Raw genomic sequence first — 24,442 nt, 5'->3', positions numbered from 1 at the left:
AGGTCGGTCAGTTTAACGAAGGCTTGCCCGGCACCCGTCGCGCTCGGGCTTTTTGCCGAGCAATTTAGTCTATTTGGACGGGTTTCCCGGTGTCGGGCGATCGGAAGCTTGTGTGGCGCGAAAACATTTGTGAGGATCGGCACGGATTGTTTGCGGGCAGGACCGGATGCAGATCACACGGACATCCCTAAGCGGGGTGCTGATCCTTGAACCCCGGCGGCATGGGGATGCGCGGGGCTTTTTTTCGGAAAGCTGGAACCGCAGAACATTGCTTGAGGCCGGGCTGGACCTGCCGGAATTCGTGCAGGACAATCATTCGCTGTCGGCGGCGGTGGACACGCTGCGGGGGCTGCATTTCCAGTCGCCGCCCCATGCGCAGGGCAAGCTGGTACGCTGCGGGCGCGGGCGGTTGTTCGACGTGGCCGTCGATATCCGCAAGGGCAGCCCGACCTATGGCCAGTGGCTGGGCGAGGAACTGTCATTCGAAAACGGCCGCCAGCTGTGGATCCCGGCGGGCTTCCTGCACGGCTTCGTCACGCGCGAGCCGGATACCGAGATCTGCTACAAATGCACCGACCATTACGCGCCGGAATGCGATGGCGCGGTGGCATGGGACAGCCTCGGCATCGACTGGGGCCTGACCGGCGCGCCGCTTCTGTCGGACAAGGATGCCGTGGCGCCCGGGTTTGCAGATTTCGACAGCCCCTTCATTTATCACGATGATTTCGAATACGAGGCCAGATCATGAAAATTCTGGTAACCGGCGGGGCCGGGTTCATCGGCTCGGCCGTGGTGCGGCTGGCGGTGCGGCGCGGGCATGAGGTGGTGAACCTTGACGCCATGACCTATGCCGCCAATGCGGGCAACGTGGCCTCTGTTTCGAACAGCCCGCTTTATGCCTTCGAGCAGGCCGACCTGCGCGACCGTGCGGCGCTGGACCGGGTGCTGGCCGACCACCAGCCCGACGCGATCATGCATTTGGCGGCGGAAAGCCATGTCGACCGCTCGATCGACGGGCCGGGCGATTTCATCGAAACGAACATCACTGGCACCTACAACCTGCTGGAAGCTGCCCGCGCCTATTGGGTCGGGCAGGGGCGGCCCGAGGGGTTCCGCTTTCACCACATCTCGACCGATGAGGTGTTCGGCTCTCTGGGTGAGACCGGGCAGTTCACCGAAGACACGCCCTACGATCCGCGCAGCCCCTATTCCGCCAGCAAGGCGGCCTCGGACCATCTGGTGCGCGCCTGGCACGAGACCTATGGCCTGCCGGTGGTGCTGACCAATTGCTCGAACAATTACGGCCCGTTCCATTTCCCGGAAAAGCTGGTGCCGGTGGTGATCCTGAACGCGCTGCATGGGCGTCCGATCCCGGTCTATGGCGATGGCGGCAATGTCCGCGACTGGCTTTACGTCGAGGACCACGCCGACGCGTTGCTGCTGGTTTTGGAAAAGGGCGATTTGGGCCGCAGCTACAATATCGGCGGCGAGAATGAGGCGAAGAACATCGATCTGGTGCGCACGATCTGTGCCCATATGGATCGCCTGCGCCCGGAACACGCCCCGCATGAGCGGCTGATCACCTTTGTTACCGACCGCCCCGGCCATGACCGCCGCTATGCCATCGACCCGACCCGCATCCGCACCGAGTTGGGCTGGCAACCATCGGTCACGGTCGAGGAGGGGCTGGCGCGCACCGTCGAATGGTATCTGCAAAATGAGGACTGGTGGCGCCCGCTGCTGTCGCGTCAGGGCGTCGGAGAAAGGCTGGGCAAGGCATGAACGGGCTGCTGGTCTTTGGCCGCAGTGGGCAGGTCGCGACCGAGCTGGCGCGTCTGGCCCCCGAGGCATGGTTTCTGGGCCGCGATGAGGTCGACCTGTCGGATGCTTCGAACTGCGCGGCGGCGATCCTTGCCGCACAGCCCACGGCGATCATCAATGCCGCTGCCCATACCGCCGTCGACCGCGCCGAATCCGAACCGGAGCTGGCCCATGCCGTCAATGCCGAGGCCCCCTTCGTCATGGCCCGCGCTGCGGCACGGCTGGGCGTGCCCTTCCTGCATATCTCGACCGATTACGTCTTTGACGGTTCGGGCGAGAGACCTTGGCAGGAAAGCGATCCGACGGGTCCGCTGGGGGTCTATGGCGCCTCGAAACTGGCGGGCGAACGCGGTGTCGCCCGTGCCGGTGGGCAATGGGCAGTCCTGCGCACCTCATGGGTGTTTTCGGCGCATGGGGCGAATTTCGTCAAGACGATGATGCGGTTGGGGGCCGAGCGCGAGGAGTTGCGCGTGGTTGCCGATCAGAATGGCGGCCCGACCCCGGCGGCGGATATTGCCTCGGCCTGCCTGACGATGATTTCGGCAATGCGCGAGGATGCATCGCGCGGCGGCGTCTATCACTTCGCCGGAGCACCTGACACCAGTTGGGCGGGCTTTGCACGTGAGATCATGGATCAGGCGGGGTTGTCCTGCCGGGTCGACGATATTGCCAGCAGCGACTATCCGACCCCGGCGCGCAGGCCCGGGAATTCGCGACTGGATTGCAGCGCCATCGCGCGTGATTTCGGCATCGCCCGCCCGGACTGGCGCGCGGGCCTAGCCAAGGTAGTGACGGAGCTTCGGACATGACTGAGACGGCCAAATCCGCGACTGGGCGCAAGGGGATCATCCTCGCGGGGGGCTCGGGAACGCGGCTTTACCCGATCACCATGGGCGTATCCAAGCAGCTTCTGCCGATCTATGACAAGCCGATGGTCTATTACCCGATTTCGGTGCTGATGCTGGCCGGTATCCGCGAGATCGCGATCATCACCACCCCCGACGACCGTGATCAATTCCGCCGCCTGCTGGGCGATGGCAGCCAGTGGGGGCTGAGCTTCGAATATATCGTCCAGCCCTCGCCCGACGGGCTGGCTCAGGCCTATATTCTGGCCGAGGATTTCCTGGCTGGCGCGCCTTCGGCGATGGTCTTGGGCGACAACATCTTCTTTGGTCACGGGCTGCCGGTACTGCTGGACGCGGCGGATGCCCGGATGCAAGGCGGGACGGTCTTTGGCTACCGTGTTGCCGATCCCGAGCGTTACGGCGTCGTGGCCTTCGACGATGACGGTCGTGCCAGCGCCATTATCGAAAAGCCGCTGGTTCCCCCATCAGATTATGCAGTGACGGGGCTGTATTTTCTGGACGGCACCGCCCCCGCCCGTGCCCGTCAGGTGAAGCCCTCGGAGCGCGGCGAGCTGGAAATCACCACGCTGTTGGAAACCTACCTGCACGAAGACAGCCTGATCGTCGAGCGCATGGGCCGGGGCTTTGCATGGCTCGATACCGGCACTCATGCCAGCCTGCTGGATGCCGGGAATTTCGTGCGCACGCTGGAGGAACGTCAGGGTCTGCTGATCGGTTCACCGGACGAAATCGCCTTCAACCAAGGCTGGATCGGGACCGAGGAACTGGCCGCGCTGGCCCGGAAATACGGTAAAAGCGACTACGGCAAATATCTGGCGACGTTGCTTTAATCGCTGGGTGTTCGCAGGCGACCGGCAAGGGCGGCGGCCATGATCGCGGCCGTGCCGGTGTGGCTTTGGCGATAAAGTCCAATGTCGATAGCCTTGGCCAACGCGCTTGGCCCAGATGCACGCAGCAAGTGCCCGAACCGACGCAGAAGCTGCCGGTTTTCGGATGTCAGCAGGTCTTCTGCGGCTTCAAGCGCGATCTGGTTCTGCCCGAGCCATTTGGCGAATGTGCCGTCAAACAGCATCGACGCCCGCGCCGCCTGCGCCGAGGTGGTGTCGTTGCGGCCCATGACATTGCGTGGATGCTGACGGTACATCAGCACCTGAGCACTGTCGCGATGGATATCGGCCTTGGCACCCGACATCAGCTGATAGACCCACCAGTCATGCGAGACGATCCCGGCCGTATCCGCCGCAGGTGCTGCCGCCTGCAGGATCTGCAGGGCTTGTGAATTGGCGATGGTGGTGTTGCCGGGCAGGCAGGCCTGCACCAAGGCATTTCGAAAGCCGAAAGGCCCTGCGAAATGGGGTGCTGGGGTCAGTTCGCGCAGGTCTTCGTCGCAGATCGTCGTTCGGGCGGCATAGACCGCTGGCCCGTTTCGCAAGGTCAGGTGTGCAACCCCGCGCGCCAGCTTGTCCGTCTTCCAGACATCGTCCTGATCGCAGAAGGCGATCCAGTCTTGTGACCCCGCCTGCATGATCAGGTGCAGGAAATTCGCCGTAGCACCTCGGCGTGGACCGTCAATCAGCTCAATCCTGCCGGTCTTGCGGGCATAGTCTGCGACGACATCGCGCGTGCCGTCGGTCGAGCCGTCATCCGAGACGATCAGCCGCCAGTTCGCATGGCTTTGGGCAAGGATACTGTCGAGCTGCGCGGGCAGGAACCTTGCGCCATTATAGGTCGCCATGAGGATGGTGATCTGTGGCTGCAATACGGGCGCTCCGATGAAATTCTGGCCGAGCTATACAGATCATCTGCGGCTTGGCCAGTCCCCGGGCTACTGCTCCTGCCGGGCGATGTCGCCGATCAACACCTTGATCACCTCGGGTCCGGCAGCATCCTGCGCCGCTGCCAGCATCTCCTTGCGCAACGCCTCCATATGCGCCTCGGAGGTGAAGTTTCCATCGAAGGCGCCCGTATTTGCCTGTTTCATCAGGGCATTCAGCAGGGCGTCGCGTAACCGGTGTTCCTGCGCCTGAATGCCCGGCAGGGCTTCGGCCGAGACCTCCAGTGTCAGTGACATCACCATCACAGCAATGGTGGTTCCGTTACGCAGAATCGGCACGAAGAACTGGTTGGGAAAACGGAACCAGTCTGCGGCCTTTTCGGTGTCGTGATCTTCGGCGGCAGGTGCGATGTCATGATCGGATGTTGTGGCAGAATGGTCGGCTTCGGCGGTATCCGCGCCATGTTCCGTCGGCGATGCGGTCGGGTTGGCCGCCGCCGCCGGCTTTGCGCCATGCAGCACGTCGCCTCCGACAGCGCCGCCCAGAAAGGCCAATGCCGCAATGAGGCCAAGCAGGATCATCTTCATCTTCGACCTCGTCAGTAGGGCAGGACCATGTCCGCAATCTGCTGGCCGTAGCGGGGTTGCTGCACATCACTGATGTGACCCCGCCCGCCATAGGAGATCCGCGCGCCCGCGATGCGGTCATAGGAAATCTCGTTGCGGCGACCGATGTCCGAAGGGCGAACGAAGCCGCTGACCGTCAATACCCTGACCTCGAAATTCACCCGCACTTCCTGACTGCCTTCGATGCGAAGGACGCCGTTCGGAAGTCGTTCGACGACCGTGGCCGCGACGCGCAGCGTCATCTTGTCCCGGCGCGAGATATTTCCGCTGCCCTTGTAGCTGGAGGAACTGTCGGCATCGACCAGGTCGTCCATGCTGGCACCCTCGGGCAGCACTTCGGTTGCGCGCTGGGGCAGACCGGCCAGCGCCGGGATGCTGACCTTGTCCGAGGCTTTTCGGCTGCGGCCCGAGCTGTTCTGGATCTCGGCCTTGTCGTCAATCTCGATCACCACGGTCAGGATGTCGCCGCGAGTCGAGGCGCGGCGATCCGCCACCAGCGAGCTTTGCGAGGTCGTCCAGAGCGAGGCCGTACTTTCCGTCCGCTGGGGCAGGGCAGACATCGCCGGGTCCGGCGCCAACATCGCCTGAAACTCGGCGCTGCTTTCGGCGTCGGTCATCTTCGGGGCGCGACCCAGATGATCGGCGCGGCCGCAGGCAGACAGGCTCAGGGCGACGACAAGACCGGTGGTGACCAGATAGGTTCGTTTATTGCTCATCGCAGGTTTCCTCAGTTCTGGGCGACGATCACGGTGCCATCCGCCGCGACGCGGCCTGACAGCGTCGTGCGCGAGGCGTTGTTCATGACCCGGATGGTGTCGCCGACGCCGCCCGCGCTGAGCGCGCGGCCCTCGGTCTCGATCCGCAGGGTGTCGCGTTCATAGGCGATGGTGACCAGTTGGTTGCGTGCGACAATCCGCGGCGCAGTCAGATGGGCGGGCTCGATCGGGCGGCCTTCGCTTAGCATGACGCGCAGCTCCATCCCCAGCACGGCATCGGGGTTGTCCAGCTTGCCAACGGCTTGCGGGTCGATGCGGATATCCTCGGGCGCAAGGACGGTGCCGCTGCGCAGGGTGCGGGCGGCAACCAGTGCATCGGCAAGGGCTGGCAAGGGCAGGGTGAGCGCAAGGGCCAGAAGGATGCGGATCATCAGCGCACCTGCACCGTTGCGCCCAGCATCTGGTCGGCGGCGGTGATGACCTTGGAGTTCAGCTCATATCCGCGCTGGGCCTTGATCAGTTCGCTGATCTCTCGCACCGGATCGACTGAACTTTCCTCAAGATAACCTGCCCGAAGCGTGCCAAGCCCTTCCTCTCCGGGCGGGGCGACAAGTGGCGCGCCTGAAGCATTGGTTTCAAGGAACATGTTGCCGCCCACAGCCTCCAGTCCCTTTTCGTTCAGGAATCCGGCAAGTGTGATCTGGCCCAGATTTTCGGGATCAACGCGGTCGCTGAAATAGGCAAAAACCTCTCCCGACGGGCTGATCGAGATGCTGCGCGCCTCTTGCGGGATGGTGATGTCGGGGACGACCGGATAGCCTTCGGAAGTGACGATCTGCCCTTCGGCCGAGCGTTTCAGGCTGCCGTCGCGAGTATAGGCCGATATCCCCGAGGGCATCATCACCTCAAGATAGCCATTGCCGTCGATCGCGACGTCCAGATCGCCATTGGTCTGGATCTGGCTGCCCTGTCCCAGCATGACGGTGACCGCCGCGGGCCGCACGCCCATACCCAGCTGCACCCCAGCCGGAACCATCGCGCCGGTGGTCGCGGTCAGCGTGCCGGGACGGGTGGCCTGCTGATATTGCAGGTCGGCGAATTCGGCGCGGCGCGGGTTATATCCGGTGGTCGACATGTTCGCGAGGTTGTTCGAGATGACCTCGACCCGCATCTGTTGGGCGCTCATGCCCGTCGCGGCGATCTGGAGTGCTTTCATCCTGTGTCCTTTCAACGGGTAAGCGAGGTGATGGTCTGGCGGATGCGCTGGTCTTCCTGTTCCAGGAAGGACTGGCCGAGTTCATAGGCGCGCTGGACCTCGATCATGCGGGCAATCTCGGTCACGGGTTCGACGTTGGATTCCTCAAGAAAGCCCTGCCGGACCTTGGCGTCATCCAGCGGCGTGGGATTCGGTCCGGCCTCGAACAGGGTGCCCGCGACGTGGCGCAGGTCGGCAATATCGGGCGCGGCAAAGACGCCGACCCGGCCGATCGCCTGCCCATCGGCCGAAACGGTTCCGTCGCCGCCAACCCCGATACTGCGCGTGCCCGGCGGCACCGCGATCGGGGCCTGACCATCATCCAGCAGCGGATAGCCGTCAGGGTTGACGATCTCGCCCTCGGCATTGGTCATGAAGGCGCCGGCGCGGGTCAGGCGTCCGCCCTCGGGGGTCTGGACCATGAAGAAGCCGTCACCATCGATGGCCAGATCGTATCTGCCGCCGGTCTGGGTCATGGCGCCCTGATCCAAGTCCACCATCCGGCCGCGGATATTGGCCATGGCCAGGGTTTCGCCGTTCTGGGACAGCGGCACCATGTATTCCGAAAACACCACACCCTCGCGGCGGAAGCCGGTCGTATTGGCATTGGCCATGTTGTTCGCGATGGCGCGCATTTCGCGCATCAAGCCCGATTGCCGGGTCAGCGAGGCATAGATCGCGTTATCCATCAGTGCCCCACGATCTGCGGCACGATCTGATCAGTGAAGAAGCTGGCCAGAAGCGTGGTCATGAAGCTCATGCTGACCCAGAAGACCGCCAGCATCAGCGCCACCTTGGGGACAAAGGTCAGGGTCATCTCTTGCACCGAGGTCAGCGCCTGAAACAGGCCGATGACCACGCCCGCGACCAGCGCTACGATCAACAGCGGGGCCGACATGCGCACCGCAATCCACAGCGCCTGCCGCATCAGGTCAAAGATCAGGTTCTCATCCATGGCGGCTCAGACCGGCATCCGCAGGATTTCCTGATAGGCCTCGACCACCTTGTCGCGGATCGCCACCGCGGTCTCGAGCGCGATTTCCGCCTGAGCGATGCTCTGCACCAGTTGGTGGGTGTCGGTGGCGCCGTTCATTGCGCCCATGGCGGTGATGTCCACCTGATCCATGACCTGCGCGAACTCGGCGGCGGCCGCGGTAACACCTTGCGGCAGTCCAGACGCGGGCGAGACGGCGGGCCGGGCGCGGTCATAGGCATTGGCGGCGTCAATCGAAGTGATCATGGCGTGCTCCTTAACGACGGATCAGGTCGAGCAGCGCACTGCCCATCTGTCGGGATTGTTCAAAGACGCGCAAATTGGCCTCGTAGCTGCGGCCGGCCTCGCGGGCATCCGCGACCTCGACCACCAGGTCGACATTCGAGCCCTGAAAATACCCCTCATCGTCAGCCATCGGATGCGAGGGTTCAAAGATGCGGGGCAGCTCGCGCTTATCCAGCCGCGTCGGGGAAACATCGACGCCACCGGTCTTGCGGCCGAAATCCATCTCCTCGCGGAACGAAACCAGCTTGCGGCGATAGCCGGGCGTGTCGGCATTGGCGATGTTTTCCGAGACATGGCGCAGCCGGACGGCCTGCGCGCGCATCCCCGATGCGGCCATGTCGGTTGCGGTCAACCTGTCAGTCATCATCCCTCCTTAGGCACGGCGGCCGAGGCTTGTGCGGATCATCGAAAGCGAGGCGCGGGTCACGGCCAGCGACAGATCAAATTCCTTCTTGGCCTGCGCCACGCGGATCATCTCATCCTCGATCGAAACAGAGTTGCCGTTGGGCGCGGGTTCGCCCCCGGCATCGATTTCGCGGTTTTGACCGCCCCAGCTAATTCCGGTGACATGGCCCGGCCGGGTCGCGCGCAGTTCGGTCGTCACGCCCGAGCGGTAGGTCTCGGAAAAGCGCGCCAGATCCTGCGACTTGAAACCGGGGGTATCGGCATTGGCGACGTTCTGGGCGATCAGCTTCTGCCGCGTCTGGGCATGAGCGGTCAGCGAACTGGCCATGCGCAGCGTGTCGATCCGGTCAAACATCGAGGGCCTCTCCTCAGTTCCGATAACCCGGTCTTAACCCTGAGAGGTTTAAAAACCGTTTCGCGGCTCGTGTTTTTGGAGTGAACGGATGGAAAAAATTCGATCGATCGCCTCGCGTATCCAAAGGCTGGATATGCTGCGCCATTTCGGATCGGTCGTGGCGATCCAAGGCGGGCTGATCTGGATTTCGGGTCTGAACCGGCAAGCGTCCGTAGGGGATCGCGTCATCTTTTCAATGCGTTCCGGGGCGGACCTGAGCGGAGAGGTCGTGTCGCTTAGCCGCGATGCGGTGGCGATTCTGCCCGAAGGCCCGACCGAGGGACTGGCCATCGGGACCGAGGCCGAACTGCTTTTCGCACCGCAGCTTGCACCATCGGACCGCTGGGTCGGGCGAATCATCGATCCGTTGGGGCGTCCGCTGGACGGGCGACCGCTGAGTCCCGGTTCCGAGGAACGCGGCTTTCGTCCGGCCCCGCCGCCCGCCGCCTCGCGCAATAGACTGGGTGCGCGGTTGGGGACCGGGCTTGCGGTCTTTGATACGATCCTGCCCTTGGTGCGCGGGCAGCGGATGGGCCTGTTCGCGGGGTCGGGGGTCGGGAAATCGACGCTGCTTTCAGCCCTTGCCCGCGGGGTCGAGGCCGATGTGGTGGTGATCGCACTGGTCGGGGAACGCGGCCGAGAGCTGCGCGAATTCGTCGAGGAAGTCCTGGGCGAGGAAGGCATGGCGCGTTCGGTGGTGATCGCCGCGACCTCGGACCAGTCGCCCTTGATGCGGCGGCGCTGCGCCTGGGCGGCGATGACGGTGGCCGAGCATTTCCGCGACAAGGGCAACCATGTCCTGTTTCTGGCCGATTCGATCACCCGCTTTGCCGAAGCCCATCGAGAGATCGCTTTGGCCGCCGGGGAAAGCCCCAGCTATCGCGGCTTTCCGCCATCTGTATCGCAGCTGATCATGTCCTTGGCCGAAAGGTCCGGGCCGGGGCCGATAGGCAGCGGCGACATTACCGCGATCTTCAGCGTGCTGGTCGCCGGATCGGATATGGAGGAGCCGGTGGCCGACATTCTGCGCGGCGTGCTGGACGGCCATGTCGTGCTGGACCGCGCGATTGCCGAACGGGGGCGCTTTCCGGCGGTGGACGTGCTGCGCTCGGTTTCACGCTCGCTGCCCCATGCGGCGAATGAGCCGGAAAATGTGCTGATCGGCAGGGCACGGGCGGCCCTGGGGGCCTATTCGGAATCCGAGCTGATGATCCGCGCCGGGCTTTACGCGCAAGGCTCGGATGCCAAGCTGGATGAGGCCGTGCGCATCTATCCGGCGCTGGACCAGTTCTTTACCCGCAAAAGCCCCTCGGTCCGGCAGGCTTTCCAGATGCTGGCCGAGGCGCTGGCGGCATCCGGTTCGCGCTAGTCATTGGCACAGGCGGAAGCCGCCCTTGCGTGCCTTGATGTCCAGATGCAGGTGGTTTTCATGCGCAGCATTCGCCCCCGGTCCCAGCACCGTGGTGAAATGCAGGCAGGCGGTTTTGCGGACGGCCTGCTGGAAGGCCTCGGTCAGATCGCCGTCATCCTGCCGGGGCGTGATCTCGATCCGGCTGCCGTCGCGGAAGCGAAACGCGGCGATGTCGAAGGCATTGCCAAAGGCGTGCTCGGACAGGCTTTCGCCACCATTGCCGATGGTTGGCCGACATTGATAGGTGCTGCCCGGCTCCAGTCCGGCAAGCTGGGGCTGGCCCGGCAGTAGCACCGTGGCGGGGCGGACGAAATCGCGCAGCCAATGCGCCAGATGCCGGGCGGTGTCGCAGCGCATGACCGCGCCACCGTCGATCTGGATGCCGGGCAGGGGTGCGCGCAGGGTTATCGGCCGCGCGATCCCGCAATCGGCATGGTCGGGATCGGTCAGCGGCGCGCTTTCGTCGAAATCAGCGCCCAGCAGGGTCAGTTCGAGCAGACAGGCAGAATAGGCGAAGTCATCCTCGCGCAGGGTGGCGCTGATCGGCGGGCCTGCCGGGATCTCAACCTTGGGTTCGGGTGGCTCTGGCTTGGGTTCGTCTGCCTTCGGTGTGTCGACGGCGACCGGGGAATCAGCAGGGCGCGCCTCGGGGCGATGCTCGGCCGGACGAGGTTCCGGCCGGGGGTCTTGCGCGAAAACGGGCATGGGCAGCATCGCCATCAGCAGGAATGCCGCCCATGTCCTCATGCGGTCAAAGCTGCGGCTTTTGCGCTGGCGGCGGCAACGCCCGACTGCCGACCTGTGCGTCGGGCGATGCATCCTGCGCACGCTGGGACAGCATCTCGTCGGCGATGGCCTCGGCACGGGCCAAGGCTTCGGTCAGCGCCTCGCCGCGACCCGCCGGGGCTGCAACGGGACGGTCATTGCCTGCGATCTTGCCGGCGACGGTCGAGGCTGCCTCCTGCACGGCTGCGGCGATGGCCGCGGCATTGGTCGGGGTCTGCAGCGGGGCCGCGACAGCGGGCTCAGCCTGAATCGGGGCGGCGTAGCTGGAGGATCGCGCCGGCGGACGGCTGGCCCGGATCGAGATCGGGGCGCTCGATTCCATCGCCACGGCGGAATGGGCGACATCCTCGATCCGCACGCCGGGATCGAGGAATTCGACCGTGGTGACATTGGCCTTGACCATATGGGCCAGCTCCCGTGCGTCCCAGTTCGTCAGCCGCACGCAGCCATGCGACTGGTTGACGAACAGCCGCGAGGGGGTTGCGGTTCCGTGCAGGCCGTAGGTCGGCTCGCTCAGGTCGATCCAGACATCGCCGACCGGGCCGTTCGGGCCGGGCGGAATGATCAGTACGCGGTCGTTCTTGCCCTGCTTGAAATTGCGCTGCGGATTATAGGTATAGGTCGGGTCCAGCGCCACGGCCTTGACCAGATGCGTGCCATGCGGCGAGGGCGTATCCGAGGAACCGACCGTGGCCGGGTAATCGGCGACCATGCGGCCCTTGACGTCATAAGCGGCGACGCGGCGGGTTTCCTTGTCGATGATGATCCGGGTCACGGTGGCGCGGATCGGCTTCGCGGGCCGGGTGACGCTGATCGTCGCGCCGGGCTCGAACTTGACGCCGGGATTGAGCAGCGCCAGGAACTTCTCGTCCATGTGGAAGCGTTCGCTCAGGCGCTCCAGCACGCTGGTATAGCCTTGCGAGCGCATCGCGGCCTTGTCGGCGTAGTCGGCCGGGATCTTGTCCACCAGCCCCGCGGCATCGGCCTGGGTGATGGTGTATTCGTCGGTCAGGGCCTCGGCGGCATAGACATGCAGGCGGCTCCACAGATCCGGGCTCATCCGGCCGGTCATCGGCATGCCTTCGCGGCGCTGGAAGGCCTTGAGGGCGCTTTCGCTCATCCCGCCGCGCCAGCCATCGACCACGCCGGGGGAAATCCCTGAACGGTCAAGCAGGATCTGGACCTTGGCGGTCAGGGCCGATTGCCCGGCGGGCAGGTCGCCGCCGTCATAGGTGGCGGTCTCGATTTCCGCCGGAGAAACCCTGCGCAGCCCCTTCTTGCCCGAGGCGGTCGAGGCGGTGGTTCCGATCACCGTATCGCGGGCTTCCGGCACGGCGGCGGCCTGTGCGGGCAGGGTCGCGGTGACGCTGGCCGCGCGACTGGGTGGGCGGGGATGGGGGTTGGCCTCGGCCAGTGCCGCATTGCTGCCCGCGGCAAAGGCCATAGCAAGAGAGAGGCGCAGCAGGGCGCCAGTGGAAGAACCGCGTGTAGGCATGCTCGATGTCCGGTTTTATTGTTTTGCGTTTCTTGTCTGTTATGTCGAGCATTGGCCCGTTCCGCGCTTCGGGGCAAGTAAAGCGTTTACCACTTGCCCCTTTTCGCGATCAGATCTGTCCTTCGAAGCGGTGGTCGCGCGGGAAATAGCGCCGCGACAACGAAACCGGCATGTTATTGAGCCATTCAAGCCGCTCCAGATGCAGCACCGGATCGTCCTTGGGCAGGTTCAGCGCGGGGGCGACAAAGCCCGTATCCGCGGTGGCCACACCCACCGACATGCTGGCCCGATTCAGGGGCACATTGCCCAGCAGCCACTCGCAAGGGCTGATGGTTGCCAGCACGGCAGCATCCAGCCCCTTGGCGGCGAAGGTGTTGGTCCAGCGCTCTTCGCAGCAATAGGGAATACCGTCCGAGTAGAAGACCGCGCGGCTGTAAAGCAGCACTTCCGAACTGCGCAGCATCATGGCCTGCGCGACATCGGCGGGGGGATTGGTTTCCGTTGCGGAAACAAGCTCGTAGCCATATTCGTGGCCGGCCGCCTCCAGCTCGCGGCGCAGCAGGGTGCGGACCAGCTGGACGCGGGGGTGGATCGCGACGCGGGTGCCGACCTTGCGCCGACGTTCGACCACGCCATTTTCGGCTAGGGCCTGCATGGCGCGGTTCACGGTGGCACGGGCGCAGCCCAGTTCGGCGGCCAGATCGCATTCGGTGGGGATCAGCTCGCCCTCGGGCCAGATACCGTTCTGGATGCGCTCAAGCACGATGTCCTGAACGGCCTGCCAGGTCATGCCTTTGCGCTTGGAACCAAGAGGAAGCACGGCCGCTGCCGTGGCGAAGCTTTGGGTATGTCGAGTCATAAGATTCTAAATATGTCCGTATGGGTGTCGGGGACTCGATACGGTCGACAGCGAATGACTTGTCCGGTTGAAAACCCGGAAATGCAAAATCCGTCGGGAACGAAATTAACTCATGCGACAAGTTTTTGACGCGATATGACTGCACAGGTCAAGTGTTTCGTTAACCTCTTCCGACGATTGCCCCGTGAGTTGACATTCCGGGGGCCGGGGCAGAATGTCCCGGCACTCAGCAAGAGGTTCACACGTGTCGGAAGCAACGGCATTCCGGGCGCCGGGTCCCGCAACCACGGCATGGTCCGTGCTGGTGGCGATCAGTGCCTGCCACATGATCAACGATGTCATGCAATCCATGCTGGCGGCGATCTATCCGCTGCTACGCGAGGAGTTCACCCTGTCCTATTGGCAGATCGGGATGATGACCTTTGCCTTTCAGGTGACGGCATCATTGCTGCAGCCGGTGGTGGGCGCGATCACCGACAAGAACCCGATGCCGAAATCGCTGGCAGTGGGCATGGGATCGACCTTTGTGGGCGTGCTGCTGCTGGCGCTCGCGCATGAATATTGGGTGCTGCTGACCGGCGCGATGCTGATTGGTGTCGGTTCGGCGGTGTTCCATCCCGAAAGCTCGCGCGTGGCGCGGATCGCCTCGGGCGGGAAATTCGGCACGGCGCAGTCGCTGTTCCAGCTGGGCGGAAATTTCGGCACGGCGCTTGGCCCGCTGCTGGCGGCCTTTGTCGTGGTGCCGCTGGGACGGCCCTCGATCGCGCTGTTCTCGGCGGCGGCGATGTTGGGGTCGGCCATCCTGTGGCGAATCGGGGCCTGGGCCGAGGGGCGGCGGAAGGCTGCGGGCGCACGGGGCACCGCGCATCTGTCGCTGTCGCGCGGGCGGGTGATCATGGCCATCGTTGTTCTGGCGCTGCTGACCTTCACCAAGAACATCTACACGGCCAGCATTTCCAGCTATTACACCTTCTTCCTGATCGAGAAATTCGGGCTGTCGACGCAGCAGGCGCAGCTGATGCTGTTCCTGTTCCTTGGCGGCATGGCGGCGGGGGTGATGCTGGGCGGGCTGTTGGGCGACAAGGTCGGGCCGCTCAAGGTGATCTGGTTCTCGATCCTGGGCATCCTGCCCTTTACCCTTGCGCTGCCGCATGTCGGGCTGGCGGCGACCGGGGTGCTGACCGTGATCATCGGGCTGATCCTGGCCTCGGCCTTTCCGGCCATCGTGGTGTTTGCGCAAGAGCTGGTGCCGGGGCGTACCGGGCTGATCGCGGGCATTTTCTTTGGCTTTGCCTTTGGCATGGGCGGGATCGCTGCGGCGGTTCTGGGGGTGCTGGCCGATGCCAAGGGGATCGAGTTTGTCTATAAATTGTGTTCATACCTTCCTCTGATGGGGCTGTTGACGGTGTTCCTGCCGAGGATGAAGCATTCCTGAGCGATAAGCGGGGGCTCTGCCCCCGTACCCCCGGGATATTTGGACAAGAAAGAACATGAGCAGCATCAAGATCCGGCCGATCACGGCCGAGGAATTCGCGCCCTTCGGTGAGCTTCTGGCACCGCGCGACCAGCCCACGAAGATGATCAATGCCGGACGCTGCGAGCGTCACCACGCGCTGGCCACTGTCGAGCGGTCGGGGGGCGAGGCGATCATCTCGATCTTTCGGTCCGAGCCGGTGAGCCTGCCCTATGACTGCACCTTGCTGGAGCGTCATCCGCTGGGCTCGCAGGCGTTCTTTCCGCTGGGTCCGGATGCGTGGTTGTCGATCGTTGCGCCGGATGATGGCGGGCGGCCGGGTACGGCGCTGGCCTTCCTTGTGCCCGCAGGCATGGGGGTGAACCTGCGCGCCGGGGTCTGGCACGGGGTACTGACGCCACTTGATCGGGCCGCGGATTTTCTGGTCGTTGACCGCGAGGGCGCGGGCGTGAATCTTGAGGAAGTCTCCATCGCGCCGGTGACGGTCCTGCCATGAGCGCGCCGGACTATGCGCTTGAGGCCGAGGCGATCCAGCGCGGCGCGCGACACGTCGCCGGGGTCGATGAGGTCGGGCGGGGCCCGCTGGCCGGGCCGGTGACGGCGGCGGCGGTGATCCTTTACCCCGACTGCATCCCCGAGGGTTTGAACGATTCAAAGAAGCTGACCGCCAAGCGCCGCGATGCGCTGGCGGACCAAATAATGGTCTGCTGCGACTGGGCCATCGCCCATGCCAGCGTCGAGGAAATCGACGACTTGAACATCCTGCGCGCCTCGCATCTGGCGATGTGTCGGGCGATAGCCGGGCTGCGACAGCGGCCTTGTCTGGCGCTTGTCGACGGCAATATGCTGCCCCGCGGGCTGGAGATGCCGGGGCAGGCCGTGGTAAAGGGCGACGCGCGCAGCCTGTCGATTGCGGCGGCCTCGATCCTTGCGAAAGTGGCGCGTGATCGCATCATGGTGGATTTGGCGCAACAGCACCCCGGTTACGGCTGGGAAGGGAATGCAGGTTACCCTACGGCAAGTCATCGCCAAGCCCTGCTAGATCTGGGCGTGACCCCACATCATAGGCGCAGCTTTGCACCCGTCCACAACATCTTGTGTAAAGGCCTGTTGACAAGTTCTTGATTCAAAAAAGAATTTGACGCCGAATCAGTCGTGAATCATCATCTGCCCAACAAGATCGGCCACAAAGCAGCCGAAATCCGAGGCAGTGAATGACAAAGCACGAGACGAAGAACCGCGCGATTGCGCGGAATCTACCGCTTAACCAGATTCTGGCCGGCGACTGCGTCGAGGTGATGAATTCGCTGCCCGCGAATAGCGTCGACCTGATTTTCGCCGACCCGCCCTACAACCTGCAGCTCAAGGGAGAGCTGCACCGTCCCGACAACTCGCGTGTCGATGCGGTTGATGATCATTGGGACCAGTTCGCCGGTTTCGCCGCCTATGACCGCTTCACCCGGGAATGGATGGCGGCTGCGCGCCGTATCCTGAAGCCCGATGGCGCGATCTGGGTGATCGGTTCCTATCACAACATCTTCCGCGTCGGGGCCGAGCTGCAGAACCAGGGCTTCTGGATCCTGAACGACGTGGTCTGGCGCAAGACCAACCCGATGCCGAATTTCCGCGGCAAGCGGCTGACCAATGCCCATGAGACGATGATCTGGGCCAGCAAATCTGAAAGCGCCAAATACACCTTCAACTATGAGGCGCTGAAATCGCTGAACGAGGGCGTGCAGATGCGCTCGGACTGGGTGCTGCCGATCTGCACCGGGGGCGAGCGGCTGAAGGACAAGGACGGGGCCAAGGCCCATCCGACCCAGAAGCCCGAGGCGTTGTTGCACCGGCTGCTGATCGGCTCGACCAATCCCGGCGACGTGGTGCTGGACCCGTTCTTCGGGACCGGTACGACCGGCGCGGTGGCCAAGATGCTGGGCCGCGACTTCATCGGCATCGAACGCGAGCAGGCCTACCGCGAGGTCGCCGAAAAGCGTATCGCCCGCGTTCGCAAATTCGACAATGAAGCCCTTGTCACCACCAAGGCCAAGCGCGCCGAGCCGCGCGTGCCCTTTGGCCAGGTGGTCGAGCGCGGCATGCTGCGTCCGGGCGAGGAGCTTTTCTCGATGGACAATCGCCACAAGGCCAAGGTGCGCGCCGATGGCAGTCTGATCGGCAATGACATCAAGGGCTCGATCCATCAGGTCGGGGCCGCGCTGGAAGGCGCGCCGACCTGCAACGGCTGGACCTACTGGCATTTCCGGCGCGAGGGGAAAATGGTCCCCATCGACACGCTGCGCCAGCAGATCCGCGCCGAGATGGAGGCTGACAAGGGGCGTCCCAACTAAGGTTTTCGCCGTGTCCCCAAGCCGCGTGCTCTGGTGCGGCCGGGACCGCCTTGCCCCGTCCTGCGGAGAGCCGCCGGACGGGGTTTTTTATAGCGCGTTGCGCGGCTGGGGCAGGGTGCCGCGGTTGTATTCCGACCAATCCGCGATCTCGGGATAGAATTGCCGCCGCCACGCCCGGACGCGGGGGTTCATCCGCCGACGCCATAGCGGCGGGATCATCGCAAGGAAGGTCATGGCCGGATAGCCCAGCGGCAGTTGTGGGGCCTGTTCCTGATCATAGGTCTGCAGCAGGGGAAAGCGGCGGTCGGGCTTGTAATGATGGTCGGAATGGCGCTGCAGGTTGATCAGCAGCCAGTTCGTCGCCGTATGCGACGAATTCCAGCTGTGCCGGGGCAGGACATGTTCGTAGCGGCCATTGCCCAGATGCTTGCGGGTCAGGCCGTAATGTTCGACGTAATTGGTCAGCTCCAGCTGCCAGACGGCGATGAAAGCCTGCCAGATGAACAGGCCCAGCCCCTGCCAGCCGCCAAGCAGCAACGCCAGCGCCAGCATCCCCAGTTGCAGGGTGCCGTAGCGCCAGAAGGGGTTACGGCGGTCGAATTTAGACCGCCCGGCACGGGCCAGCCTGCGGGTTTCGGCCGCCCAAGCGCTTTTCGGGCATTCCATCAGCACGCGCAGGAAATAGCGAAAGAAGCCCTCATTGTAGCGGGCGGAAACAGCATCGCGCGGGGTGGCGACCCAGCTGTGATGAACCAGAAGGTGTTCGGTGCGGAAATGCGAATAAAGCGTCGAGGCCAGCAGCAGGTCGCCCAGCCAGCGCTCGACCGGGTTCTTCTGGTGCAGCAGTTCATGGGAGTAAACGATGCCGATTGTTCCCGAGGCGATGCCGATGCCAAAGAACAGGCCCAGCTTTTCCCATCCCGACAAGCCGCTGCGGGTGGCGAACCAGATGCCGCCAAAGATCATCGCGAACTGGATGGGGAACCAGATCACGGTGATGGCGCGATACCAGAACAGCTGCGCCTCGGGCGTTTCGGTGTCGGGGTTTTCGTCGTTCAGGCCAAGCACTGCGTCCAGCATGGTCATCAGGTACCATGCATAAAGCGGCATCAGGGCCCACCACCAGCCGCCGAAACGCGCGGCAATGTAGGCCAACGGGACCATGCCCAAAGACAGCCAGAAGGGCAGGGCGTCGATCAGTCGGGCACGAAAGGCGGTTTGCATCGGTCAACCATCACGTTTCTGAGGTCGGCTTGCCATGGCGACGGGTCGTCGCGGGGCGGGCTGGATTGGGGCGGGCCAGCGCCCATGCCTTGCGCATCAGGCCGGGCAGAGCGGTGGCGCTGAATTCGCCAAGCGGCACCAGCCTGCCCCTTTCGGGGGGCAGGGTCAACTCGGCCGTCATCACGGTCAGGTCCAGCGCGAAATGGGTAAAGACATGACGAACAAGGCCCAGCTCGTGCCAGTCGGCCAGCGCGGGCGGCGGCAGGTCGGAGCCGTCCCAGCCCGCCGAGGGGAAGGCCAGCGTCCCGCCCAGAAGCCCCTTGTCGGGCCGGGTTTCGACCAGCACGCTGCTGCCGGAAAAGCCGATCCAGACCGTGCCCTGCCTTTGCGGCTTGGCCTTTTTCGGCATCTTGCGCGGCAGTTCGGCGGCGATGCCCAGCCGGCGCGCCTGACAGAATTCGATGACCGGGCAGATGCCGCAGGCCGGGCTGCGCGGGGTGCAGATGGTCGCGCCCAGATCCATCATCGCCTGCGCGTAATCGCCGGGGCGCAAGGTGGGGGTCTGCGCGGCGGCAAGGCGATAGATCTCGGGCTTAGAGGCGGGCAGCGGTTCCTCAAGCGCATGCAGGCGAGAAATCACCCGCTCGACATTGCCGTCCACCACCGTCTCGGGGCGGTCAAAGGCGATCGCGCCGATCGCGGCCGAGGTATAGGGACCGATGCCGGGCAGCGCCGCCAGCCCCTCACGCGTGTCGGGAAACTGCCCCAAGGCGGCGACGGCACGGGCGCAGGCGACAAGATTGCGGGCGCGGGCGTAATATCCAAGGCCCGCCCATTCGGCCATGACCTGATCATCCGGCGCTGCGGCCAGATCCTGTACGGTGGGCCATAGCTGGGTGAAGCGCTCGAAATAGGATTTCACCGCGACGACGGTGGTCTGCTGCAGCATCACCTCGGACAGCCAGACGCGATAGGGATCGGCGCGCCCCTGACCGGGCGGCATGCGCCATGGCAGGACGCGGGCATGGCGGTCATACCAGTCCAGCAATTCCGCCGATATCACCCTCGAGTCACGCAATTTTCAGTACTCCGCTCTGGCGTCCGCGCGCGGCTCGGTCCAGACTGCGCGCAGCTTAATCACATGGTCACCCTATGGCCCAGAAGAAACCCGATAGTTCACCGCGCCGTCGGATGCGCGGGTTCGAGGCCGCAGCAAATCTTGTCGCGCACCGGGTCCGCTCGGTGGGTGAGCAGCGCGGCTTTGCCGTCGCGCGGCTGCTGACCAACTGGGCCGAGGTGGTCGGCCCCGAGATCGCAGCCCATGCCCGCCCCGTCAAGATCAGCCATGGCAAGGGCTTCGGCGCGACCCTGACGCTGCTGGTCGCGGGCGCGCGCGCGCCGATGATCAACATGCAGCTGGAACAGATCCGCCAGAAGGTGAACGCCTGCTATGGCTTCAACGCGGTGTCGCGGATCAGCCTGACCCAGACCGCGCCCACCGGATTTGCCGATGCGAATGGCTTTGCCGAAGAACAGGCGGGCTTTGCCGCTCCGCGCCGGACGGCGCCACCCGATCCCGCCCGCATCGCCCGCGCGGAAGCAATCGCGCAGGATTTCGACGATCCCCAGCTTTCGGCCGCGATGCGGCAGATGGCGCTGAACATCCTGTCCCGCCGGGACACCAACGACCGAAAGGCCAATTCATGATTTCCACCCGCCGTTCCCTGATCGCTGCCGCCACGGCCGCGCTGGCCTTTTCCGTGGTCTCGCCGGTCATGGCGCAAGAAGCCCAGCCCGCGCCCGCCGAGGAGCAGATGCCCGAGGGCAAGATCCTTGAGGATATCGCGCTGGGCAATGCCGACGCCCCGGTCACGATCGTCGAATATGCCAGCTTCACTTGCAGCCATTGCGCGGCTTTCCATGAGGAAAACTGGCCCAAGCTGAAGGCCGAGTATATCGAGACCGGCAAGGTCAAGTTCATTCAGCGCGATGTCTATTTCGACGCGGTGGGCCTGTGGGCGGGTATCCTGGCGCGCTGCGGCGGTGACTCGAAATACTACGCCGTCTCGGATCTGCTGTTCGACGATCAGAAAACCTGGCTGAACGCGAAATCGGGCGATGAGATCGCCGCGAACCTGCGCAAGGTCGGTGCCAAGGCCGGCATGACGCCCGAGCAGATGGATGCTTGCTGGGCCGACAAGCAGCAGGTCGCCAATCTGGTCGCCACCTTCCAGAAGAACGCGACCGCCGACAAGATCGAAGGTACGCCGACCTTCATCATCGCGGGCGAAACGGTCCAGAACCAGCCTTGGGATGACATGAAGAAGATCATCGACGCCAAGATCGCCGAGGCCGAGAAGAAGTAATGACCCCGCTTGCCGGCCTGAAGGTCGTCGAGCTTGCCCGTATTCTGGCCGGTCCCTGGGCCGGCCAGATCCTTGCCGATCTGGGGGCCGAGGTCATCAAGGTCGAGGCTCCGGAAGGGGACGATACCCGACGCTGGGGTCCCCCTTTCATCGAGCATGAGGGCGAGCGGGCAGCGGCCTATTTCCATACGACCAATCGCGGCAAGCGCTCGGTCACGGCCGATTTCCGCACCCCAGAAGGGCAGGCCAAGGTCCGCGAGTTGATCGCGGATGCCGATGTGGTCATCGAGAACTTCAAGGTCGGCGGCCTTGCGAAATACGGGCTCGACTATGCCAGCCTTGTCGGCCTGAACCCGCGGCTGGTCTATTGCAGCGTGACCGGTTTCGGTCAGACCGGGCCTTACGCGCATCGCGCGGGCTATGACTACATCATTCAGGGCATGTCCGGGCTGATGAGCGTCACCGGCGAACCTGACGCCCAGCCGCAAAAGGTCGGCGTGGCGGTGGTGGACATCTTTACCGGCGTCTATTCGGTCGTGGGCATCCTTGCCGCGCTGAACCAACGCAACGCGACCGGGCGCGGGCAGCATGTCGACATGGCGCTGTTCGACGTGGCAACCACTGTCATGGCCAATCAGGCGATGAACTATCTGGCCACCGGCAAGGCGCCGTCGCGGCTGGGCAATGCCCATCCGAACCTTGTGCCCTATGCGGTCTTTGACTGCGCCGATGGCTGGATCATCATCGCGACCGGGAATGATGGGCAATATCGGCGGCTGTGTGCGGTCCTAGGCCTGCCTGCGCTGGCCGATGCGCCCGCCTATGCCAGCAATGCCGACCGCATCGCCAATCGCGAGGCGCTGAGCGCGGCGCTGTCCGCCGTGACCGTGACATGGACGCGCGACGATCTTCTGGCCGCATTGGAGGCCGAAGGCGTCCCTGCCGGACCGATCAACGACATGGCGGATGTCTTTGCCGACCCGCAGATTATGGCGCGGGGCTTGCGGATTTCGCCGCAGGGCGTGCCGGGGCTGCGCCTGCCCATCCGCTTTTCCGAGGCCGAACTGTCATTGGATCGGGCCTCGCCACGGCTGGGCGAGGGCGATCACAACCCCAGCGCCTGAAGCCTCTCGTCCAGCGGGGCTGCATCCTGCAACTCCAGCCGGACGGGCAGGGCCAGAACCTGCGGACGGAAGCTGCGCGGCAGGCGGGCGGCGTCCTTTTCGGTGGTGACCAACTGGGCGCGGGACAGCCGCGCCTCGGTCTCCAGCCGGGTCAGCAGGGCAGGGGTGAAGGGCTGGTGATCCTCAAGCGGTTCCGCCCGTGCGATCTCGGCCCCCAGGCTGCGCAGCGTGGCGAAGAACTTCTCGGGATGGCCGATGCCGGCAAAGGCCAGCACCCGCAACCCCTGCCAGTCCATGCCGGTCTGTAGCGGCGCAAGGCGCCCGCGCAGATGCGGCAGCGTAAGTTTCGTCCCCCATTGCGCGGCAAATGCGTCCTGCGCGTCAGTCTCTCCGATCGACAGCAACAGGTCGGCACGGGCAAGTCCGCGGCTGACCGGCTCGCGCAGCGGTCCGGCGGGCAGGCACAGCCCGTTGCCAAAACCCTTTGCCGCATCGACGACGACCAGCGACAGGTCGTGATGCAGCGACGGGTCCTGAAAGCCGTCATCCAGCAGGATCGCCTGCGCCCCCGCCGCGACTGCCGCCTTTGCACCCTCGACCCGCGAATCCGCAACCCAGACCGGGGCAAAGGCCGCCATCAGCAGCGGCTCATCGCCGACCTGTTCGGCGCGGTGGCGTGCCTCATCGACGCGGGTCGGGCCCTTTTCGGTGCCGCCAAACCCGCGCGAGACGATATGCACATCGACGCCGCGCTGCTGCAGCCGTTGCGCCAACATGATGGTCGAGGGCGTCTTGCCGGTCCCGCCCGCGTTGATATTGCCAACGCAGATTACCGGAACGCCGGGGCGGAGGCGCGCGCCACCCGCAACCCGGCGCGCCGTTCCCGCCGCATATAGCGCGCCCAGCGGCGACAAGGCCCGGGCCGCAAGACCGGGTAGTCGGAACCAGAAATCTGGGGCGCGCAGGCTCAATCCGCTTCCTCCATCGCATCGATCACCGCGTCGGCGATGCGGCGGATGACGGCCGCGCCGCCGGTGCTGACCGACCACGCATTGCCCGCCAGTATCGCGGCCTGATCGGGGGCTGTCAGGTCCGAGACCGCCCGGCTGAGCGTCTCGGCATCGCTGACCTGTCGCGCCGCCGAAGCGCCGCCCAGTTGCACCCATTCTGCCGCATAAGTGCCGGGCATCGGGCCGTGGATAATCGCCGAACCCAGCGCCGCGGGTTCGAACGGATGACGTGGGGCAAGGCCGGGGCCGGGGAAAAGCGTGCCGCCCATGAAGGTCACCGGGGCCAAGCGATACCACAGCCCCATTTCATAGGGGTCATCGGCAATCAGCACATGGTCATCGGCCATGGGGTCTTCGTCTTCTGAGCGCAGGACGCTGGCAAGGCCCAACGTCTCGGCCTCGGCACGGATGGCCGGCACCAGATCCTCGGGCAGCGCGGCGAGGATCAGCAGCGCCCGGTGATTGTGCTGCAAGGCCAGATGATGGGCGCGGAGAGCGGCCTTGATCTCGGGGAAGGTGGGGGCGGCGGCCAGCCAGACATGGCGGCCGCGCAGGATCTGGGCAAGGGCCGCGCGCTCGGCCTCATTGGCATGCAGGGGGGGCAGGGTTTCGGTCACCGGGCCGGTCATCTCGATCCGCTCGGGCGCGGCGCCAAGCTGGCGCGCGGTGGCTCCGGCGGCCATGTCGGGGACCAGAACGCGGGACAGGCGCTGCATCAACCCGCGATTGACCATACCGCGCCACAACCCGCGGCGTTCGTAATCGGTCAGCCGGGCTTCGGCCAACACCACCGGCAGCTGGTCCTCGGCCATGCCGGTGATCAGCGCCGAGGGCAGTTGTCCGCCGATCAGCAGCAGCGCTTGCGGCTTCAGCCTGTCGATGATGTCGCGGACCGCCGTCGGGTCGCGTGGCTGGCCCAGATGGGTGGATTTGACGCCTGCGGGCAGGGCGTCCTCGGGTAGTGGCGCGCCGGTAAAGGCAAGGCGCAGGCCCGGCCTGCGCACCAGCAGCGCCTTGACCACGCCCTGAATAGGCAGTGGTTCATCGGCGCGTTCGGACAGATGGACAAGGATCAGCGTGCCGCTGCCCGGCGGGGCCTCGGGCGGCGCGGCACCGCTCGGACCCAGGGCCGAGCGCCGCCGCAGATGCAGCCACAGGGCCAGAGACGAGCCTACTTGTCCCGGAGGGGGCATCCCTTATCCGCCTGTCCG

General features: G+C 64.8%; 29 protein-coding genes. 12 read left to right on the top strand and 17 right to left on the bottom strand.

Annotation, left to right across the window (positions count from 1 at the left end; genetic code table 11):
• Positions 1–166: 166 nt before the first annotated feature.
• The 4 genes from rfbC to rfbA are packed head-to-tail and all read left to right on the top strand — an operon-like array spanning position 167 to position 3,517.
• The gene (gene rfbC, locus GL300_RS05795; RefSeq protein ID WP_155038652.1) at positions 167–748 is read left to right on the top strand and encodes a dTDP-4-dehydrorhamnose 3,5-epimerase; all 582 of its coding nucleotides are present in this window, start codon (positions 167–169) and stop codon (positions 746–748) included.
• Positions 745–1,782, top strand: coding sequence for a dTDP-glucose 4,6-dehydratase (gene rfbB / locus GL300_RS05790; RefSeq protein WP_155038651.1), 1,038 nt, complete (start codon positions 745–747; stop codon positions 1,780–1,782). Before rfbC ends, rfbB begins: the two co-directional genes overlap by 4 nt.
• A complete protein-coding gene (rfbD, locus tag GL300_RS05785; RefSeq protein WP_155038650.1) occupies positions 1,779–2,630 on the top strand; it encodes a dTDP-4-dehydrorhamnose reductase in 852 nt (283 codons plus the stop codon). Before rfbB ends, rfbD begins: the two co-directional genes overlap by 4 nt.
• Complete coding sequence (rfbA, locus tag GL300_RS05780; RefSeq protein ID WP_155038649.1) at positions 2,627–3,517, top strand: glucose-1-phosphate thymidylyltransferase RfbA; 891 nt, start codon at positions 2,627–2,629, stop codon at positions 3,515–3,517. Before rfbD ends, rfbA begins: the two co-directional genes overlap by 4 nt.
• On the opposite strand, the gene GL300_RS05775 is transcribed toward rfbA, so the two are convergent.
• The 10 genes from GL300_RS05775 to GL300_RS05730 form a co-directional block, all read right to left on the bottom strand.
• Positions 3,514–4,446, bottom strand: a complete 933-nt coding sequence (locus tag GL300_RS05775; protein ID WP_155038648.1) for a glycosyltransferase family 2 protein — start codon at positions 4,444–4,446, stop codon at positions 3,514–3,516. The two genes, rfbA and GL300_RS05775, sit on opposite strands and share 4 nt — an antisense overlap.
• Before the next feature lie 66 nt (positions 4,447–4,512).
• A complete protein-coding gene (locus GL300_RS05770; protein ID WP_155038647.1) occupies positions 4,513–5,049 on the bottom strand; it encodes a flagellar basal body-associated FliL family protein in 537 nt (178 codons plus the stop codon).
• An 11-nt stretch (positions 5,050–5,060) separates the two neighbouring features.
• Complete coding sequence (flgH, locus tag GL300_RS05765) at positions 5,061–5,804, bottom strand: flagellar basal body L-ring protein FlgH (RefSeq protein ID WP_155038646.1); 744 nt, start codon at positions 5,802–5,804, stop codon at positions 5,061–5,063.
• An 11-nt stretch (positions 5,805–5,815) separates the two neighbouring features.
• Positions 5,816–6,235, bottom strand: coding sequence for a flagellar basal body P-ring formation chaperone FlgA (flgA, locus tag GL300_RS05760; RefSeq protein ID WP_155038645.1), 420 nt, complete (start codon positions 6,233–6,235; stop codon positions 5,816–5,818).
• Positions 6,235–7,020 carry a flagellar basal-body rod protein FlgG gene (flgG, locus tag GL300_RS05755; protein ID WP_155038644.1) on the bottom strand — a complete coding sequence of 262 codons (786 nt, stop codon included), beginning with the start codon at positions 7,018–7,020 and terminating at the stop codon, positions 6,235–6,237. The genes flgA and flgG overlap by 1 nt, the downstream gene beginning before the upstream one ends.
• A gap of 11 nt (positions 7,021–7,031) precedes the next feature.
• Positions 7,032–7,748, bottom strand: a complete 717-nt coding sequence (locus GL300_RS05750; protein ID WP_155038643.1) for a flagellar hook-basal body complex protein — start codon at positions 7,746–7,748, stop codon at positions 7,032–7,034.
• Positions 7,748–8,014 carry a flagellar biosynthetic protein FliQ gene (locus GL300_RS05745; RefSeq protein ID WP_155038642.1) on the bottom strand — a complete coding sequence of 89 codons (267 nt, stop codon included), beginning with the start codon at positions 8,012–8,014 and terminating at the stop codon, positions 7,748–7,750. Before GL300_RS05745 ends, GL300_RS05750 begins: the two co-directional genes overlap by 1 nt.
• A gap of 6 nt (positions 8,015–8,020) precedes the next feature.
• Positions 8,021–8,299: a flagellar hook-basal body complex protein FliE gene (gene fliE, locus GL300_RS05740; protein ID WP_155038641.1), complete on the bottom strand. Its 279-nt coding sequence runs from the start codon at positions 8,297–8,299 to the stop codon at positions 8,021–8,023.
• Positions 8,300–8,309: 10 nt separating this feature from the next.
• Positions 8,310–8,702: a flagellar basal body rod protein FlgC gene (gene flgC, locus GL300_RS05735; RefSeq protein ID WP_155038640.1), complete on the bottom strand. Its 393-nt coding sequence runs from the start codon at positions 8,700–8,702 to the stop codon at positions 8,310–8,312.
• Between the two features lie 9 nt (positions 8,703–8,711).
• Positions 8,712–9,098 carry a FlgB family protein gene (locus GL300_RS05730; RefSeq protein WP_155038639.1) on the bottom strand — a complete coding sequence of 129 codons (387 nt, stop codon included), beginning with the start codon at positions 9,096–9,098 and terminating at the stop codon, positions 8,712–8,714.
• Between the two features lie 88 nt (positions 9,099–9,186).
• On the opposite strand from GL300_RS05730, the gene GL300_RS05725 reads away from it, so the two are divergent.
• Positions 9,187–10,506: a FliI/YscN family ATPase gene (locus tag GL300_RS05725; RefSeq protein WP_155038638.1), complete on the top strand. Its 1,320-nt coding sequence runs from the start codon at positions 9,187–9,189 to the stop codon at positions 10,504–10,506.
• On the opposite strand, the gene GL300_RS05720 is transcribed toward GL300_RS05725, so the two are convergent.
• The 3 genes from GL300_RS05720 to GL300_RS05710 form a co-directional block, all read right to left on the bottom strand.
• The gene (locus tag GL300_RS05720; RefSeq protein ID WP_155038637.1) at positions 10,507–11,295 is read right to left on the bottom strand and encodes an extensin-like domain-containing protein; all 789 of its coding nucleotides are present in this window, start codon (positions 11,293–11,295) and stop codon (positions 10,507–10,509) included.
• Positions 11,296–11,299: 4 nt separating this feature from the next.
• Positions 11,300–12,829: a L,D-transpeptidase family protein gene (locus tag GL300_RS05715; protein WP_246195096.1), complete on the bottom strand. Its 1,530-nt coding sequence runs from the start codon at positions 12,827–12,829 to the stop codon at positions 11,300–11,302.
• Between the two features lie 109 nt (positions 12,830–12,938).
• The gene (locus tag GL300_RS05710) at positions 12,939–13,619 is read right to left on the bottom strand and encodes a GntR family transcriptional regulator (protein ID WP_225612084.1); all 681 of its coding nucleotides are present in this window, start codon (positions 13,617–13,619) and stop codon (positions 12,939–12,941) included.
• Positions 13,620–14,013: 394 nt separating this feature from the next.
• On the opposite strand from GL300_RS05710, the gene GL300_RS05705 reads away from it, so the two are divergent.
• The 4 genes from GL300_RS05705 (at position 14,014) to GL300_RS05690 (ending at position 17,507) form a co-directional block, all read left to right on the top strand.
• Positions 14,014–15,123 carry an MFS transporter gene (locus tag GL300_RS05705; protein ID WP_225612101.1) on the top strand — a complete coding sequence of 370 codons (1,110 nt, stop codon included), beginning with the start codon at positions 14,014–14,016 and terminating at the stop codon, positions 15,121–15,123.
• Between the two features lie 55 nt (positions 15,124–15,178).
• Positions 15,179–15,658: an ureidoglycolate lyase gene (locus tag GL300_RS05700; RefSeq protein WP_155038634.1), complete on the top strand. Its 480-nt coding sequence runs from the start codon at positions 15,179–15,181 to the stop codon at positions 15,656–15,658.
• Positions 15,655–16,287, top strand: coding sequence for a ribonuclease HII (locus tag GL300_RS05695; RefSeq protein ID WP_155038633.1), 633 nt, complete (start codon positions 15,655–15,657; stop codon positions 16,285–16,287). The genes GL300_RS05700 and GL300_RS05695 overlap by 4 nt, the downstream gene beginning before the upstream one ends.
• A gap of 89 nt (positions 16,288–16,376) precedes the next feature.
• Positions 16,377–17,507, top strand: coding sequence for a site-specific DNA-methyltransferase (locus GL300_RS05690; RefSeq protein ID WP_155038632.1), 1,131 nt, complete (start codon positions 16,377–16,379; stop codon positions 17,505–17,507).
• 87 nt (positions 17,508–17,594) lie between these two features.
• Here GL300_RS05690 and GL300_RS05685 read toward each other — a convergent pair whose 3' ends face one another.
• Positions 17,595–18,731, bottom strand: a complete 1,137-nt coding sequence (locus tag GL300_RS05685; RefSeq protein ID WP_155038631.1) for an alkane 1-monooxygenase — start codon at positions 18,729–18,731, stop codon at positions 17,595–17,597.
• A gap of 10 nt (positions 18,732–18,741) precedes the next feature.
• On the bottom strand, positions 18,742–19,809 hold the full coding sequence (locus GL300_RS05680; protein ID WP_394206812.1) for an A/G-specific adenine glycosylase: 1,068 nt from the start codon (positions 19,807–19,809) through the stop codon (positions 18,742–18,744).
• Between the two features lie 74 nt (positions 19,810–19,883).
• Here GL300_RS05680 and GL300_RS05675 point away from each other — a divergent pair, with 74 nt between their 5' ends.
• From GL300_RS05675 to GL300_RS05665, 3 genes are read left to right on the top strand one after another with little or no spacing between them, the layout of a single operon-like run.
• Positions 19,884–20,438 (top strand): DUF721 domain-containing protein, encoded by a 555-nt coding sequence (locus GL300_RS05675; protein WP_225612083.1) that lies wholly within the window; start codon positions 19,884–19,886, stop codon positions 20,436–20,438.
• A complete protein-coding gene (locus GL300_RS05670) occupies positions 20,435–21,097 on the top strand; it encodes a DsbA family protein (RefSeq protein ID WP_155038630.1) in 663 nt (220 codons plus the stop codon). Before GL300_RS05675 ends, GL300_RS05670 begins: the two co-directional genes overlap by 4 nt.
• Positions 21,097–22,221, top strand: a complete 1,125-nt coding sequence (locus tag GL300_RS05665; RefSeq protein WP_155038629.1) for a CaiB/BaiF CoA transferase family protein — start codon at positions 21,097–21,099, stop codon at positions 22,219–22,221. Before GL300_RS05670 ends, GL300_RS05665 begins: the two co-directional genes overlap by 1 nt.
• Here GL300_RS05665 and lpxK read toward each other — a convergent pair.
• Both lpxK and GL300_RS05655 read right to left on the bottom strand, forming a co-directional pair.
• Positions 22,203–23,186: a tetraacyldisaccharide 4'-kinase gene (gene lpxK, locus GL300_RS05660; RefSeq protein WP_155039212.1), complete on the bottom strand. Its 984-nt coding sequence runs from the start codon at positions 23,184–23,186 to the stop codon at positions 22,203–22,205. The two genes, GL300_RS05665 and lpxK, sit on opposite strands and share 19 nt — an antisense overlap.
• Before the next feature lie 2 nt (positions 23,187–23,188).
• The gene (locus GL300_RS05655; RefSeq protein ID WP_155038628.1) at positions 23,189–24,424 is read right to left on the bottom strand and encodes a 3-deoxy-D-manno-octulosonic acid transferase; all 1,236 of its coding nucleotides are present in this window, start codon (positions 24,422–24,424) and stop codon (positions 23,189–23,191) included.
• Between the last annotated feature and the right edge of the window lie 18 nt (positions 24,425–24,442).

The sequence above is a fragment of the Paracoccus litorisediminis genome, assembly GCF_009711205.1.
In the GTDB taxonomy this organism is placed as follows: domain Bacteria; phylum Pseudomonadota; class Alphaproteobacteria; order Rhodobacterales; family Rhodobacteraceae; genus Paracoccus; species Paracoccus litorisediminis.
Note: the sequence above shows the minus strand (reverse complement) of the source record. Positions and strands in the feature narration are given on the sequence as shown.

Excerpts from the sequence above, each read along its gene's own strand:
- GL300_RS05725 (WP_155038638.1), top strand. The coding sequence starts at position 9,187 with ATGGAAAAAATTCGATCGATCGCCTCGCGTATCCAAAGGCTGGATATG.
- fliE (WP_155038641.1), bottom strand. The coding sequence starts at position 8,299 with ATGATCACTTCGATTGACGCCGCCAATGCCTATGACCGCGCCCGGCCC.
- flgA (WP_155038645.1), bottom strand. The coding sequence starts at position 6,235 with ATGATCCGCATCCTTCTGGCCCTTGCGCTCACCCTGCCCTTGCCAGCC.
- rfbB (WP_155038651.1), top strand. The coding sequence starts at position 745 with ATGAAAATTCTGGTAACCGGCGGGGCCGGGTTCATCGGCTCGGCCGTG.
- GL300_RS05715 (WP_246195096.1), bottom strand. The coding sequence starts at position 12,829 with ATGCCTACACGCGGTTCTTCCACTGGCGCCCTGCTGCGCCTCTCTCTT.
- GL300_RS05710 (WP_225612084.1), bottom strand. The coding sequence starts at position 13,619 with ATGACCTGGCAGGCCGTTCAGGACATCGTGCTTGAGCGCATCCAGAAC.
- GL300_RS05730 (WP_155038639.1), bottom strand. The coding sequence starts at position 9,098 with ATGTTTGACCGGATCGACACGCTGCGCATGGCCAGTTCGCTGACCGCT.
- GL300_RS05770 (WP_155038647.1), bottom strand. The coding sequence starts at position 5,049 with ATGAAGATGATCCTGCTTGGCCTCATTGCGGCATTGGCCTTTCTGGGC.
- GL300_RS05655 (WP_155038628.1), bottom strand. The coding sequence starts at position 24,424 with ATGCCCCCTCCGGGACAAGTAGGCTCGTCTCTGGCCCTGTGGCTGCAT.
- GL300_RS05695 (WP_155038633.1), top strand. The coding sequence starts at position 15,655 with ATGAGCGCGCCGGACTATGCGCTTGAGGCCGAGGCGATCCAGCGCGGC.
- GL300_RS05720 (WP_155038637.1), bottom strand. The coding sequence starts at position 11,295 with ATGAGGACATGGGCGGCATTCCTGCTGATGGCGATGCTGCCCATGCCC.
- GL300_RS05745 (WP_155038642.1), bottom strand. The coding sequence starts at position 8,014 with ATGGATGAGAACCTGATCTTTGACCTGATGCGGCAGGCGCTGTGGATT.
- rfbD (WP_155038650.1), top strand. The coding sequence starts at position 1,779 with ATGAACGGGCTGCTGGTCTTTGGCCGCAGTGGGCAGGTCGCGACCGAG.
- rfbC (WP_155038652.1), top strand. The coding sequence starts at position 167 with ATGCAGATCACACGGACATCCCTAAGCGGGGTGCTGATCCTTGAACCC.
- GL300_RS05685 (WP_155038631.1), bottom strand. The coding sequence starts at position 18,731 with ATGCAAACCGCCTTTCGTGCCCGACTGATCGACGCCCTGCCCTTCTGG.
- flgG (WP_155038644.1), bottom strand. The coding sequence starts at position 7,020 with ATGAAAGCACTCCAGATCGCCGCGACGGGCATGAGCGCCCAACAGATG.
- flgC (WP_155038640.1), bottom strand. The coding sequence starts at position 8,702 with ATGACTGACAGGTTGACCGCAACCGACATGGCCGCATCGGGGATGCGC.
- GL300_RS05700 (WP_155038634.1), top strand. The coding sequence starts at position 15,179 with ATGAGCAGCATCAAGATCCGGCCGATCACGGCCGAGGAATTCGCGCCC.
- GL300_RS05690 (WP_155038632.1), top strand. The coding sequence starts at position 16,377 with ATGACAAAGCACGAGACGAAGAACCGCGCGATTGCGCGGAATCTACCG.
- GL300_RS05750 (WP_155038643.1), bottom strand. The coding sequence starts at position 7,748 with ATGGATAACGCGATCTATGCCTCGCTGACCCGGCAATCGGGCTTGATG.
- GL300_RS05665 (WP_155038629.1), top strand. The coding sequence starts at position 21,097 with ATGACCCCGCTTGCCGGCCTGAAGGTCGTCGAGCTTGCCCGTATTCTG.
- GL300_RS05675 (WP_225612083.1), top strand. The coding sequence starts at position 19,884 with ATGGCCCAGAAGAAACCCGATAGTTCACCGCGCCGTCGGATGCGCGGG.
- GL300_RS05705 (WP_225612101.1), top strand. The coding sequence starts at position 14,014 with ATGATCAACGATGTCATGCAATCCATGCTGGCGGCGATCTATCCGCTG.
- flgH (WP_155038646.1), bottom strand. The coding sequence starts at position 5,804 with ATGAGCAATAAACGAACCTATCTGGTCACCACCGGTCTTGTCGTCGCC.
- GL300_RS05670 (WP_155038630.1), top strand. The coding sequence starts at position 20,435 with ATGATTTCCACCCGCCGTTCCCTGATCGCTGCCGCCACGGCCGCGCTG.
- rfbA (WP_155038649.1), top strand. The coding sequence starts at position 2,627 with ATGACTGAGACGGCCAAATCCGCGACTGGGCGCAAGGGGATCATCCTC.